We start from the raw sequence: 12490 nt of genomic DNA on the forward strand, positions 1-12490 counted from the left end.
GGTGGTCGCTCTGTACCAAACGGCGACGATTGCCCTTAAGAATAGTCGCTGGCCTGCCGCCGACCAAAACGGCCTGCGCGGCTATGCCAGCGGCGCCGGGGCGGGCATTCTTGACGTGACACCGGCGGTACCCGCTAACCTACCGGGTGGTTGGTTGGTCGAGCACCGGTAATTCCCGAATGGAGGGCGTCGATGGCCTCTGCCTCTGGGCGGTCCGGTGCTGTCCGGATCGCGAATTGCTCGGGTTTCTACGGCGACCGGCTGTCGGCGATGCGCGAGATGCTCACCGGCGGCGAGGTGGACTACCTCACCGGCGATTACCTGGCCGAGCTCACCATGCTCATCCTGGGCCGGGACAAGATGAAGCATCCCGAGCGCGGCTACGCCAAGACCTTTTTGACTCAGCTCGAGGACTGCCTGGGCGAGGCCCGCGACCGTGGGGTGCGCATCGTCGCTAACGCCGGGGGCCTCAACCCAGCCGGGCTGGCCGCCGCGATCCGCGCGCTGACCGAGCGGCTGGGTATCCACGCTGGCATCGCTCACGTGGAGGGCGACGACCTGCAGCCCCGCGCGGCGGAGCTCGGGCTGGGCGCGCCGCTGACGGCCAACGCCTACCTGGGCGCCTGGGGCATCGTCGACTGCCTGAACGCCGGGGCCGACGTCGTCGTCACCGGGCGGGTCACCGACGCGTCGGTGATCGTCGGGGCGGCAGCCGCGCACTTCGGCTGGGGCCGCACCGACTACGACGAGCTCGCCGGGGCGGTGGTCGCCGGTCACGTCATCGAATGCGGCGTGCAGGCCACCGGCGGCAACTATGCGTTCTTCACGGAAGTGCCCGACCTGTCCTACGCGGGCTTCCCGCTGGCCGAGGTGTACGCCGACGGCTCGTCGGTGATCACCAAACACCCCGGCACCGGCGGGCTAGTCAGTGTCGACACCGTCACCGCGCAGCTGCTCTACGAGATCACCGGCGCCCGCTACGCCAACCCGGACGTCACGGCGCGGATGGACACCATCGAGCTGTCGCCCGACGGCCCGGACCGGGTGCGCATCGGTGGAGTGGTCGGCGAACCGCCGCCGCCCACGCTGAAGGTGTCGCTCAACAGCATCGGCGGCTTCCGCAATGCGATGACGTTCGTGCTGACCGGCCTGGATATCGAGGCCAAGGCCGAGCTGGTGCGCCGCCAACTCGAAGCGGGACTCACCGTCAAGCCTGCCGAGCTGGAATGGACACTGGCCCGCACCGATCATGCCGACGCCGACACCGAGGAAGGGGCAAGCGCACTGCTGCGCTGCGTGGTCCGCGACCCCGATCCGGCCAACGTCGGTCGCCAATTCTCCTCGGCTGCAGTCGAATTGGCGTTGGCCAGTTATCCGGGCTTTCATGTGACGGCCCCGCCAGGCGAGGGTCAGGTCTACGGCGTGTTCACCGCGGGCTACGTCGACGCCACCACGGTGCGGCACGTCGCCGTGCACGTCGACGGCACCCGGGTCGACATCGCTTGCGCCACCGATACATTGGCGTTGCAGCCCGCCACCGACCCGTCGTTGCCGCAACCGCTGCCAGACGGGCCGACCCGGCGTGCACCACTGGGCTCCATCGCCGGCGCCCGCAGCGGCGACAAGGGCGGGTCGGCCAACATCGGGGTGTGGGTCCGCACCGAGGACCAATGGCGTTGGCTGGCCAACACAGTGACCGTCGACCTGCTCAAGGAGCTGCTGCCGGAGGCGGCGGAGCTGGAAGTCACCCGCCACGTGCTGCCCAATCTGCGCGCGGTGAACTTCGTCATCGAGGGCATCCTCGGCCAGGGCGTCGCCTACCAAGCGCGGTTCGATCCCCAGGCGAAGGGGTTGGGCGAGTGGCTGCGCAGCCGGTACGTCGACATCCCGGAAAGCCTGTTATGAGTATCTGGACCACCCCCGAGCGCGATCAGCTGCGAAAGACGGTGCGCTCGTTCACCGAACGCGAGATCCTGCCCCACGCCGCCGAGTGGGAACGCAGCGGCACCCTGCCGCGCGAGCTGCACCGGCGCGCCGGGGCGGCCGGACTGCTGGGCGCGGGCCTGCCCGAAGCAGCCGGGGGCGGCGGCGGGGACGGCGCCGACTCGGTCATCATCTGCGAGGAGTTCCACCAGGCCGGCGCCCCGGGCGGCGTCTTCGCGTCGCTGTTCACCTGCGGCATCGCGGTGCCCCACATGATCGGCTCCGGCGATCAGCGGCTGATCGAGAAGTTCGTTCGGCCGACGCTGGCCGGCGAGCTGATCGGATCGCTGGCCATCACCGAGCCCGGCGGCGGCTCGGATGTCGGGCATCTGCGGACGTCCGCGGTGCGGGACGGCGACCAGTACGTGCTCAACGGCGCCAAGACCTACATCACCTCCGGGGTGCGCGCCGACTACGTCGTGACCGCCGCACGCACGGGCGGCCCTGGCGCCGCTGGAGTTTCGCTGATCGTCGTCGAGAAGGGCACGCCGGGCTTCGAGGTCAGCCGCAAGCTCGACAAGATGGGCTGGCGCTCCTCGGACACCGCCGAGTTGTCCTACACCGACGTGCGGGTGCCGGCGGCAAACCTGATCGGCGCCGAGAACAGCGGCTTCTTCCAGATCGCTCAGGCATTCGTCTCGGAACGCATCGGCCTTGCCGCGCAGGCATATTCGAGCGCACAACGCTGTCTGGACATCACCGCCCAGTGGTGCCGCGACCGGGATACCTTCGGCCGCCCGCTGATCTCGCGCCAGTCGGTGCAGAACACACTGTCCGAGATGGCCCGCCGCATCGACGTGGCCCGCGTCTATTCGCGGCACGTGGTCGAGCGCCAGATCGCCGGCGAGACCAACCTGATCGCCGAGGTGTGCTTCGCCAAGAACACCGCGGTGGAAGCCGGCGAATGGGTTGCTAACCAGGCCGTTCAGCTGTTCGGCGGCCTGGGTTACATGTCCGAATCCGAAGTCGAACGCCAATACCGGGACATGAGGATCCTCGGCATCGGCGGCGGAACCACCGAAATCCTCACCGCGCTGGCCGCCAAGACCCTGGGGTATCAATCATGATTTCACCGCCTACTTTTCATCGTTCCGTCACCCGCACGCCGGAGCTACCCCATCGTCGGCGGTGGCTGTGACCGTGTTGAAGTCCACGCTCGACCCGCACGCCGCCACCTACCTCGACGCGGCTGAGGCGACGACGACCAAGCTCGAGGAGATCGGCGCCGAGTTCGCCAACGCTTTGGCGGGCGGCGGCCCCAAATACGTTGAGCGCCACCACGCCCGCGGCAAGCTCACCGCCCGCGAGCGCATCGAGCTGCTGGTCGACCAGGACTCCCCGTTCTTGGAGCTGAGCCCGCTGGCCGCGTGGGGCAGCGCCTTCACGGTGGGTGCCAGCACGGTCGCCGGTATCGGTGTGGTCGAAGGCGTGGAATGCCTGATCGTCGCCAACGACCCCACGGTCAAGGGCGGCACGAGCAATCCGTGGACGCTGAAGAAGATCCTGCGGGCCAACCAGATCGCCTTCGAGAACCGGCTTCCGGTGATCTCGCTGGTGGAATCCGGCGGCGCCGATCTGCCCACCCAGAAGGAGATCTTCGTCCCCGGCGGCCGGATGTTCCGCGACCTGACCCGGCTTTCGGCCGCGGGTATTCCGACGATCGCGCTGGTGTTCGGCAACTCCACGGCCGGCGGCGCCTACATCCCCGGCATGTCCGACCACGTAGTGATGATCAAGGAGCGGTCCAAGGTGTTTCTGGCCGGTCCCCCGCTGGTCAAGATGGCCACCGGCGAGGAGTCCGACGACGAATCGCTGGGCGGCGCCGAAATGCATTCCCGCATATCGGGCTTGGGTGACTACTTCGCACTCGACGAGCACGACGCCATCCGGATCGGGCGGCGCATCGTCGCCCGCCTCAACTGGGTCAAGCGGGGCCCCGCGCCGGGCCCGGTCGTCGAACCGGCCTTCGATCCCAACGAGCTCATCGGCATCGTCCCGGCGGACCTGCGCATCCCGTTCGATCCGCGTGAGGTGATCGCGCGCATCGTCGACGGCTCCGAATTCGACGAATTCAAGCCGATGTATGGCTCTTCACTGGTCACCGGCTGGGCCCGGCTGCACGGCTACCCGTTGGGCATCCTGGCCAACCACCGCGGCGTGCTGTTCAGCGAGGAATCCCAGAAAGCCACTCAATTCATCCAGCTGGCCAACCGCTACGACACCCCACTGTTGTTCCTGCACAACACCACCGGATACATGGTGGGCAAGGACTACGAGGAGGGCGGCATGATCAAGCACGGATCGATGATGATCAACGCCGTCTCCAACTCCACCGTTCCGCACATCTCGCTGCTCATCGGCGCGTCCTACGGCGCGGGCCACTACGGCATGTGCGGACGGGCCTACGACCCCCGGTTCCTGTTCGCCTGGCCCAGCGCGAAATCCGCGGTGATGGGCGGCGCACAGCTGGCCGGGGTGCTGTCCATCGTGAGCCGCGCAGCGGCCGAGGCTCGCGGCCAGCAGATCGACGAGGACGCCGACGCCGCGATGCGGGCCGCCGTCGAGGGCCAGATCGAGGCCGAGTCGCTGCCGCTGGTGTTGTCCGGGATGCTCTACGACGACGGGGTCATCGACCCGCGCGACACCCGCACCGTGTTGGGAATATGTCTGTCTGCCATCGCGAATGGCCCGATCAAGGGGACGTCGAACTTCGGCGTCTTCCGGATGTGAGCCCCATGGTTACTCGAGTGCTGGTCGCCAACCGCGGCGAGATCGCCCGGCGCGTGTTCGCCACCTGTCGCCGGCTCGGCCTGGGTACCGTCGCCGTCTACACCGACCCGGATGCCGCGGCGCCCCACGTCGCCGAGGCCGATGCGCGGGTCCGCCTGCCGAACACCAACGACTACCTGAACGCCGAGGCCCTCATCGCGGCGGCCCGCGCTGCCGGCGCCGACGCGGTGCACCCGGGCTATGGATTCCTCTCGGAGAACGCCGAATTCGCCGCCGCGGTGCAGGATGCGGGCCTGATCTGGGTGGGCCCACCCATCGACGCGGTGCGGGCGATGGGTTCCAAGATCGAATCCAAAAAGCTGATGTCGGCCGCCGGCGTACCGGTCCTCGAGGAGCTCGACCCCGAGACGGTCACCCAGGCTCAGCTGCCGGTACTGGTCAAGGCCTCTGCAGGGGGTGGCGGTCGCGGAATGCGGGTGGTACACGAATTATCTTCTCTACCAGATGAAGTGGCCGCGGCGCGCCGCGAGGCGCAGTCCGCGTTCGGCGATCCGACGGTGTTCTGCGAGCGCTACCTGCCGACCGGGCATCACATCGAAGTGCAGGTGCTCGCCGACTCCCACGGCACCGTCTGGGCGGTCGGGGAGCGGGAATGTTCGATCCAGCGCCGCCATCAGAAGATCATCGAAGAGGCACCGGCCCCGCTGGTCGAACGAACACCGGGCATGCGGGCCAAGCTGTTCGACGCGGCCCGCCTGGCCGCGGGCGCCATCGGCTACGCCGGCGCGGGCACGGTGGAGTTCCTCGCCGACCCAGATTCTCAAGACGGCGAGTTCTACTTTCTCGAGATGAACACCCGGCTGCAGGTCGAGCATCCCGTCACCGAGGAGACCACCGGCTTGGACTTGGTTGAACTCCAGCTCGCCGTCGCCGACGGCGAGCGCCTCGATCCCGAACCGCCCGGCGCCCAAGGGTATTCGATCGAGGCGCGGCTCTACGCCGAAGACCCCGCGCGCGGCTGGCAGCCGCAGGCCGGCCAGGTGCACACCATCGAGGTGCCGGGCGTCCGCGCGCGGTTCGACTCGCTGGGTCAACGGACCGGCATCAGGCTGGATTCCGGCATCGTCGACGGCTCGGTGGTGTCAATCCACTACGACCCGATGCTCGCCAAGGTCATCTCCTACGCGCCCACGCGGCGGCAGGCGGCGCTGGTGCTGGCCGACGCGCTGGCCCGCGCCCGGCTACACGGACTGCGCACCAACCGCGAGCTGTTGGTGAACGTGCTGCGGCACCCGGCTTTCCTCGACGGCGCCACCGATACCGCCTTCTTCGACACCCACGATCTGGCGGTGCTGTCCGCTCCGCTGGCCGGTGCCACGACGATTCGCACCTCGGCCGTGGCGGCCGCGCTGGCCGACGCCGCGCACAACCGCGCGACCGCCACGGTGCTGGGCGCAACGCCCAGTGGTTGGCGAAACCTTGCCTCGGGCTATCAGGTGAAGACCTACTCCGATGACGACGGCACCGAACACCGTATCGAGTACCGTTTCACCAGAACAGGTTTGGAGTTCGCCGGGGGCGAGACCGCGCAACTGGTCACGTCGTCGCCGGACCATGTGGTGCTGGCCGACGGCAATGGGGTCGCCACCAGCTTCTCGGTCGCCCGCTACGGTCAAGACATCTACGTCGATTCCGCGCGCGGGCCCGTACACCTCACCGCCCTGCCCCGGTTCCCCGAGCCGGGTTCGGCCGTGGAAAAGGGCTCCCTCGTCGCACCCATGCCAGGCAACGTCATCCGGCTCGGAGCCGCGGTAGGCGACACGGTCACCGCCGGACAGCCGCTGATCTGGCTGGAGGCAATGAAGATGGAACACACTCTCACCGCGCCGGCCGACGGGGTGCTCGCCGAGCTCAACGTCGCCACCGGCCAGCAAGTCGAAGTCGGCGCCGTCCTGGCGCGCGTGGACGCGCCAGAAAACAAAGGAGATTCGTAAATGACCGATACCAGCTTCATCGAAAGCGAGGAGCGCCAGGCGCTGCGCAAGTCGGTGTCCGCGTGGGCGTCCAACTACGGCAGCGAGTACTACCTGCGGAAGGCCCGGGCGCAGCAGCACACCGACGAATTGTGGTCGGAGGCAGGCAAGCTCGGCTTCCTGGGGGTGAACCTTCCCGAGGAATACGGCGGTGGCGGAGCCGGCATGTACGAGCTGTCCCTGGTGATGGAGGAGATGGCCGCCGCAGGCAGCGCGCTGCTGCTGATGGTGGTGTCGCCCGCGATCAACGGCACCATCATCAGCAAGTTCGGCACCGAGGAGCAGAAGAAACGCTGGATTCCCGGCATCGCCGACGGCACCTTGACGATGGCCTTCGCGATCACCGAGCCCGACGCCGGCTCCAACTCGCACAAGATCACCACCACGGCACGCCGCGACGGCAGCGACTGGATCCTCAAGGGCCAGAAGGTTTATATCTCCGGCATCGACCAGGCCCAAGCCGTGCTGGTGGTGGCCCGCAGCGAAGAGGCCAAGACCGGCAAGCTGCGCCCGGCCCTGTTCGTGGTGCCCACCGATGCACCCGGATTCACCTATACGCCAATCGAAATGGAGCTGATCAGCCCGGAGCGGCAGTTCCAGGTCTTTCTGGACGACGTCCGGCTGCCGGCCGATGCGCTGGTCGGATCCGAGGACGCCGCGATCGCGCAGCTGTTCGCGGGCCTAAATCCCGAGCGGATCATGGGTGCGGCCAGCTCCGTCGGGATGGGACGGTTCGCGCTGGGCAAGGCCGCCGACTACGTCAAGACCCGCCAGGTATGGGGCACACCGATCGGCTCGCACCAGGGCCTGTCACATCCGTTGGCGCAGTGCCACATCGAGGTCCAGCTCGCCAAGCTGATGATGCAGAAGGCCGCCACGCTGTACGACGCCGGCGACGACGGGGGCGCGGCCGAGGCCGCCAACATGGCGAAATACGCTGCAGCCGAAGCGGCTACCCGCTCGGTCGACCAGGCCGTGCAGTCGCTGGGCGGCAACGGGCTGACCAAGGAGTACGGCGTCGCCGCCATGCTCGCCTCGGCCCGGCTCGGGCGGATCGCCCCCGTCAGCCGCGAGATGGTGCTGAACTTCGTCGCGCAGACATCCCTTGGCCTGCCCCGAAGCTACTGAGGACGTACCGATGGACACCGTCGTCGAATATTCGGTCGACGGGCACGTTGCCCGGCTCACCCTGAACTCGCCGCATAACCGCAACGCGCTGTCGACCGCTCTGGTCGATCAACTGCAGCGGGGACTCCGCGACGCCGCCGCGGACCCGCGGGTGCGGGTGATCGTGCTGGGCCACACCGGCGGCACCTTCTGCGCCGGCGCGGACCTCAGCGAGGCCGGTGGGGGCAGCGCCCGTGGCGAGCGCGGCGCGGCCGGCCAAGGCGGGTCACCACCATCGCCATCCGACGCGGCCGCCGCGCGGGCCCGGGAAATGGCCGCGCTGATGCGGGCCATCGTCGCCTCGCCGCTGCCGGTGATCGGTGCCATCGACGGACATGTGCGCGCCGGCGGGTTCGGGTTGGTCGGCGCCTGCGACATCGTGGTGGCCGGCCCGCGCAGCACCTTCGCGCTGACCGAGGCCCGCATCGGCGTCGCCCCGGCGATCATCTCGCTGACGCTGCTGCCGAAGCTGTCGGCGCGCGCCGCGGCGCGTTACTACCTGACCGGGGAGACGTTCGATGCGGCCCGGGCCGCCGAGATCGGGCTGGTCAGCCTCGCCGCCGACGACGTGGACGCGGCGGTGGCGAAGCTGGTGGCCGACGTGGGCAAGGGTTCGCCGCAGGGCCTGGCCGCGTCCAAGGCGCTGACCACCGCGGGCGTCCTGGCGGGCTTCGACCGCGACGCCGCGCGGCTCGCCGCCGAGTCGGCTCGGCTGTTCGTGTCCGACGAGGCCCGCGAGGGCATGCTGGCATTCCTGCAGAAACGCCCGCCGAGCTGGGCGAATTCGCCAGATGTCTAACAATGCGGCGAGAGGGCTCGCTTCCGAGGTTGCAGTTTAGCCAACCCTATTGCAGCAACCCCGCTACGTCGTACTCTCGTGGGTGATGAGCAACTCGGCCCACAACGACGCGAGGCAAACACGCGGCGATTCGTCGCGCGCGGCCGACACCGATCGCATACAGATCGCGCAGCTGCTGGCCTACGCGGCCGAGCAGGGCCGGTTGCAGCTCAACGACTACGAAGACCGCCTGACCAGGGCGTATGCCGCCACGACCTACGAGGAGCTGGAGGACCTGCGGGCCGACCTGCCGGGTTCGGCGGTGAGCCCCCGCCGGGGCGGCAAGCCCAATCCGGCGCCCTCGACGCTGCTGCTGGCACTGATGAGCGGATTCGAGCGGCGCGGCCGATGGAACATCCCGAAGAAGCTCACCACGTTCACCTTCTGGGGCAGCGGGGTGCTGGATCTGCGCTACGCCGACTTCACCTCGACCGAGGTCGACATCCACGCGGTGTCGATCATGAGCGCGCAGACCATTTTGCTGCCGCCCGAAGTCAACGTCGAAATCCGGGGGCACGGCGTGATGGGCAATTTCGACAACAACATCGTCAGCGACGGCACCCCCGGAGCGCCGACCGTGAAGATCCGCGGCTTCTCCCTGTGGGGCGGAGTGGGCATCAAACGCAAGGCCCGCAGACCACGCTCATAGCGCCGAACCGGCTGGTCATGCCACCTAGGTGACTGGCCGATGCGTTGCGTTTCATGCCATACTCGCGACGGGGTGGCGGATCTACGAAAGCAAGGCAGTCATGGCCGAGGAATTGCGGGCGAATCCCGACGTGCTCAGCCACGTGGGGAATGAGCTCGCCAATCATGGGGAGACATTGCTGGCGCTCCAACAGTCGTGCCACGGTGCGGCCGAGGGCGCGCAATCGGGATGGGTCGGTTCATCGGCGGGCGCGCTGTCGGGATTGCTCGATCGGTGGGCGACGGCCAGCACCACGCACATGGGTCGCTTCGGCGACCATTCCTGCGGCATGCACTTCGCCGCCGTCGAGTTCACCGAGATGGAGCGGCGCAACAGCACGGCAGTGGGCAAGGTAGGTGAAGCTGCCAACGGTGCGACTCAGCTATGACGTTGACTCTGGCTGACATCGAACACTGGGATCCGGGGGCGATCAGGGCGGTCTTCGACGCCGCGATCAAGCGCTCGCACGGGACCCGCACCGCGTCGGCGTCGCTGACCGAGACGATGCGACTGCTGGATTTCGGCGGGGATGCCGCCGAGGCCGCGCACGCGTCGACCAACAAGACCACCCAACTTCTGGACACCCACGCCGACGCCTGCGACGCCGTCGCGAAGGCCGCCGAAAAATCGGCCGACGAGGTCGCGGCGATCCGCCAACGGCTGCAGGCCATCAAAGACGATGCGCGCACGCATCACCTGAACCTCAACGAGACGACCGGGGTCGCCCTGCCACCCTCGGATCTGGCGTCCTACTCCGAGGCCGATCAGCGGGCCATCATCGACGCCGCCGTCCGGCTGAACGCAAACATCAAGGCGCTCTTGGCCGATGCCGAGGTCGCCGACGAGGATTTGGCGGCGGCGATTCGCGGCGCCGACGGCGACCTGTCCCCCGACCAGGTCAACACCCAGCTCGGTCACCAGCCCCCGAACATGCCGCAGGTGCCACCGCAGGGCACCGACCCCGATCAGGTCAAGAAGTGGTGGCATTCACTCACCCCGGGGCAGCAGGACGGGGCCAAGGAGTGGTTCCCCGATTCGGTGCGCAACCTCGACGGCGTCCCGGTCGATGTCCGCGACGAGCTGAACAGGCCGGTGCTGCAAAGCGAATTGAACAGGCTCAAGCAGGGCTGGTTGGACGCAAACGGGGTGTGGCACACCGATCCCGAGAAGCTGGCCGACCTGCAGGCGCTCCAAGACACCCTCAACGCCCACCCCAACACCAGCCTGATCGAGCTGGACACCACCAGCAATCTGCGAAAAGTGTTGGCGGCGGTCGGGATTGGCGATGTAGACAACGCCGATCGGGTCGGTGTCACCGTGGGCGGCCTCAACACGCGCGTCAGCTCCAGCCTCGACGCCATGGTCCGCGAAGGCGAAACCCAACGCGCCAAGGCCAGCGAGTTGCGGCTGAAGGCCGGGGTGGCGAATCCGGACGCGGTGGCCTCGATTGCCTGGCTGGGCTACGACGCGCCGGACAACCCGGTCGACGTCGCGATGGACGGGCTCGCCCAAAAAGGCGCCGGACCGCTGAACAGCTTCTACAAGGGGCTGGCGGCCACCACAAATGTGTCCGAGCAACACATCACGGCGTTCGGCCACTCGTACGGTTCGCTGGTCACCAGCCTCGCGCTGCAACAGGGGGCGCCGGTCAGCGACGTCGTGCTGTACGGTTCGCCGGGCACCGAGCTCAGCAACATCTCGCAGCTGCACGTCGCGCCCGGGCACGCCTTCTACGAGGTCGGCCTCAATGATGGTGTGTCAGATGCCATCCCGGAATTCGGCGCCTTCGGACCTCCCCCGCAGGACGTGCCGGGTTTCACCGAGCTGTCGACGCAGACCGGTTGGGCGCCGGGCAGCATCGCGGGCGACGGCCAATTGCACGAACGCGCCTACGGGCACTCCGAATACGCGCGCGACGGCAGCAACGGCGAGCTTCGGATGAGCGGTTACAACCTGGCCGCGGTCCTGGCCGGACTACCCGAAGACGCCGTCAAACCGCCGCCGCCGCTGATCCCGCCGGGTCAGGGGCCGATCGTCATTCCGGGGCCATAACCATGCGGTGCAAAGGTTTTCGTTGGTTTGCAGCCGCCTTGGTCATCGCCATGGCGGCGTCGGGATGCGCCAAACCCACTACGTTCGATCCACACGCCAATCCGGGCCGCGCCGAGCTGGATCGGCTGCAGAAGATGGTCAACGATCGGTCCGACCTGGAAATCGTCGAGCAACAACTGACTGGCCTGGATGCGACGATCCGGGCCACTATCGCCAAATACTCACCGGCGACGACGTTTACGACGACGCCGATGAGCAACGCCACCAACGGCTGCAACGACCCGTTCAACCGGTCCATCGGACGCCAGGTGGGAAGCGATCGCTTCGAGGGCCGGCCGGCGCCGTCTCCCGGACAGTGGCTGCAGATCACCAGCGAGCTGGCGCCGGTGTTCTCGGCGGCGGGCTTCCACTCGAACGGCATGGTGGTGGGACAACCGCCACCGCCGTTGGGCGGCGACGATGACTCCCAGATCCGCGACGACGGCGCTCTGATCCATCTGGGCACGAATCCTCTTGTCCTGTACGACTACAACACCGGCTGCCATTTGCCGGCGGCCTGGCGCACCGCGCCCCCACCGCTGGACATGCGGCCGTCCAACGACCCGGATATCCACTACCCGTACCTCTACGGGCCGCCGGGCGGCCGAAACGTCGACGCTCAATGAGGCGTCAGTGCAATATCGCGTCGGCGGTGACGTAGACGAACCCGAGGGCCAGCAAACCGGCGAACGGCCAGCCGAACACGACCTTGCCCCGAGAGCTGGTGCGGAACATCGCGATCAGGGTCAGCACCAGCACTGCACCGACGCCGGCCCACACGACGATCATCGCGGGCCACACGTGGTAGCTCGCGTCGCACGCCGCGTCATGACAGCCGTCGGTGGCCATCCCGAAGAACAGAGACAGCCAGATCTCCAGCAGCCCGACGACGACCAGCCCGAGGTAGAGGAGGTAGCCGAGGACGTTCCACGCACCCGTCCCCCTGGATGTCGCCGCCAT

11 protein-coding genes are annotated in these 12490 nt (G+C 68.0%); 10 read left to right on the top strand and 1 reads right to left on the bottom strand.

Annotated elements, in window-relative coordinates:
* Window positions 1–192: 192 nt before the first annotated feature.
* The 10 genes from MSG_RS20250 to MSG_RS20295 all read left to right on the top strand — a co-directional run bounded on the left by MSG_RS20250 (window position 193) and on the right by MSG_RS20295 (window position 12156).
* Window positions 193–1905: an acyclic terpene utilization AtuA family protein gene (locus MSG_RS20250; protein WP_096442409.1), complete on the top strand. Its 1713-nt coding sequence runs from the start codon at window positions 193–195 to the stop codon at window positions 1903–1905.
* Complete coding sequence (locus tag MSG_RS20255) at window positions 1902–3050, top strand: acyl-CoA dehydrogenase family protein (RefSeq protein ID WP_096442411.1); 1149 nt, start codon at window positions 1902–1904, stop codon at window positions 3048–3050. Before MSG_RS20250 ends, MSG_RS20255 begins: the two co-directional genes overlap by 4 nt.
* A 73-nt stretch (window positions 3051–3123) precedes the next feature.
* Window positions 3124–4713 carry an acyl-CoA carboxylase subunit beta gene (locus MSG_RS20260; RefSeq protein WP_096444697.1) on the top strand — a complete coding sequence of 530 codons (1590 nt, stop codon included), beginning with the start codon at window positions 3124–3126 and terminating at the stop codon, window positions 4711–4713.
* A 5-nt stretch (window positions 4714–4718) separates the two neighbouring features.
* Window positions 4719–6707: an acetyl/propionyl/methylcrotonyl-CoA carboxylase subunit alpha gene (locus MSG_RS20265; protein WP_096442413.1), complete on the top strand. Its 1989-nt coding sequence runs from the start codon at window positions 4719–4721 to the stop codon at window positions 6705–6707.
* Window positions 6708–7874: an acyl-CoA dehydrogenase family protein gene (locus MSG_RS20270; RefSeq protein WP_096442415.1), complete on the top strand. Its 1167-nt coding sequence runs from the start codon at window positions 6708–6710 to the stop codon at window positions 7872–7874.
* 10 nt (window positions 7875–7884) lie between these two features.
* A complete protein-coding gene (locus MSG_RS20275; RefSeq protein ID WP_096442417.1) occupies window positions 7885–8712 on the top strand; it encodes an enoyl-CoA hydratase family protein in 828 nt (275 codons plus the stop codon).
* Window positions 8713–8797: 85 nt separating this feature from the next.
* Window positions 8798–9400, top strand: coding sequence for a DUF1707 SHOCT-like domain-containing protein (locus MSG_RS20280; RefSeq protein ID WP_096442419.1), 603 nt, complete (start codon window positions 8798–8800; stop codon window positions 9398–9400).
* Window positions 9401–9500: 100 nt separating this feature from the next.
* A complete protein-coding gene (locus tag MSG_RS20285) occupies window positions 9501–9827 on the top strand; it encodes a WXG100 family type VII secretion target (RefSeq protein ID WP_096442420.1) in 327 nt (108 codons plus the stop codon).
* The gene (locus MSG_RS20290) at window positions 9824–11491 is read left to right on the top strand and encodes an alpha/beta hydrolase (RefSeq protein ID WP_096442421.1); all 1668 of its coding nucleotides are present in this window, start codon (window positions 9824–9826) and stop codon (window positions 11489–11491) included. The genes MSG_RS20285 and MSG_RS20290 overlap by 4 nt, the downstream gene beginning before the upstream one ends.
* A gap of 2 nt (window positions 11492–11493) precedes the next feature.
* A complete protein-coding gene (locus MSG_RS20295; RefSeq protein ID WP_096442423.1) occupies window positions 11494–12156 on the top strand; it encodes an LppA family lipoprotein in 663 nt (220 codons plus the stop codon).
* A gap of 4 nt (window positions 12157–12160) precedes the next feature.
* Here the strand turns inward: MSG_RS20295 and MSG_RS20300 are convergent, their stop codons facing one another.
* On the bottom strand, window positions 12161–12490 hold the full coding sequence (locus tag MSG_RS20300) for a hypothetical protein (protein ID WP_096442425.1): 330 nt from the start codon (window positions 12488–12490) through the stop codon (window positions 12161–12163).

The organism is Mycobacterium shigaense (assembly GCF_002356315.1).
In the GTDB taxonomy this organism is placed as follows: Bacteria; Actinomycetota; Actinomycetes; order Mycobacteriales; family Mycobacteriaceae; genus Mycobacterium; species Mycobacterium shigaense.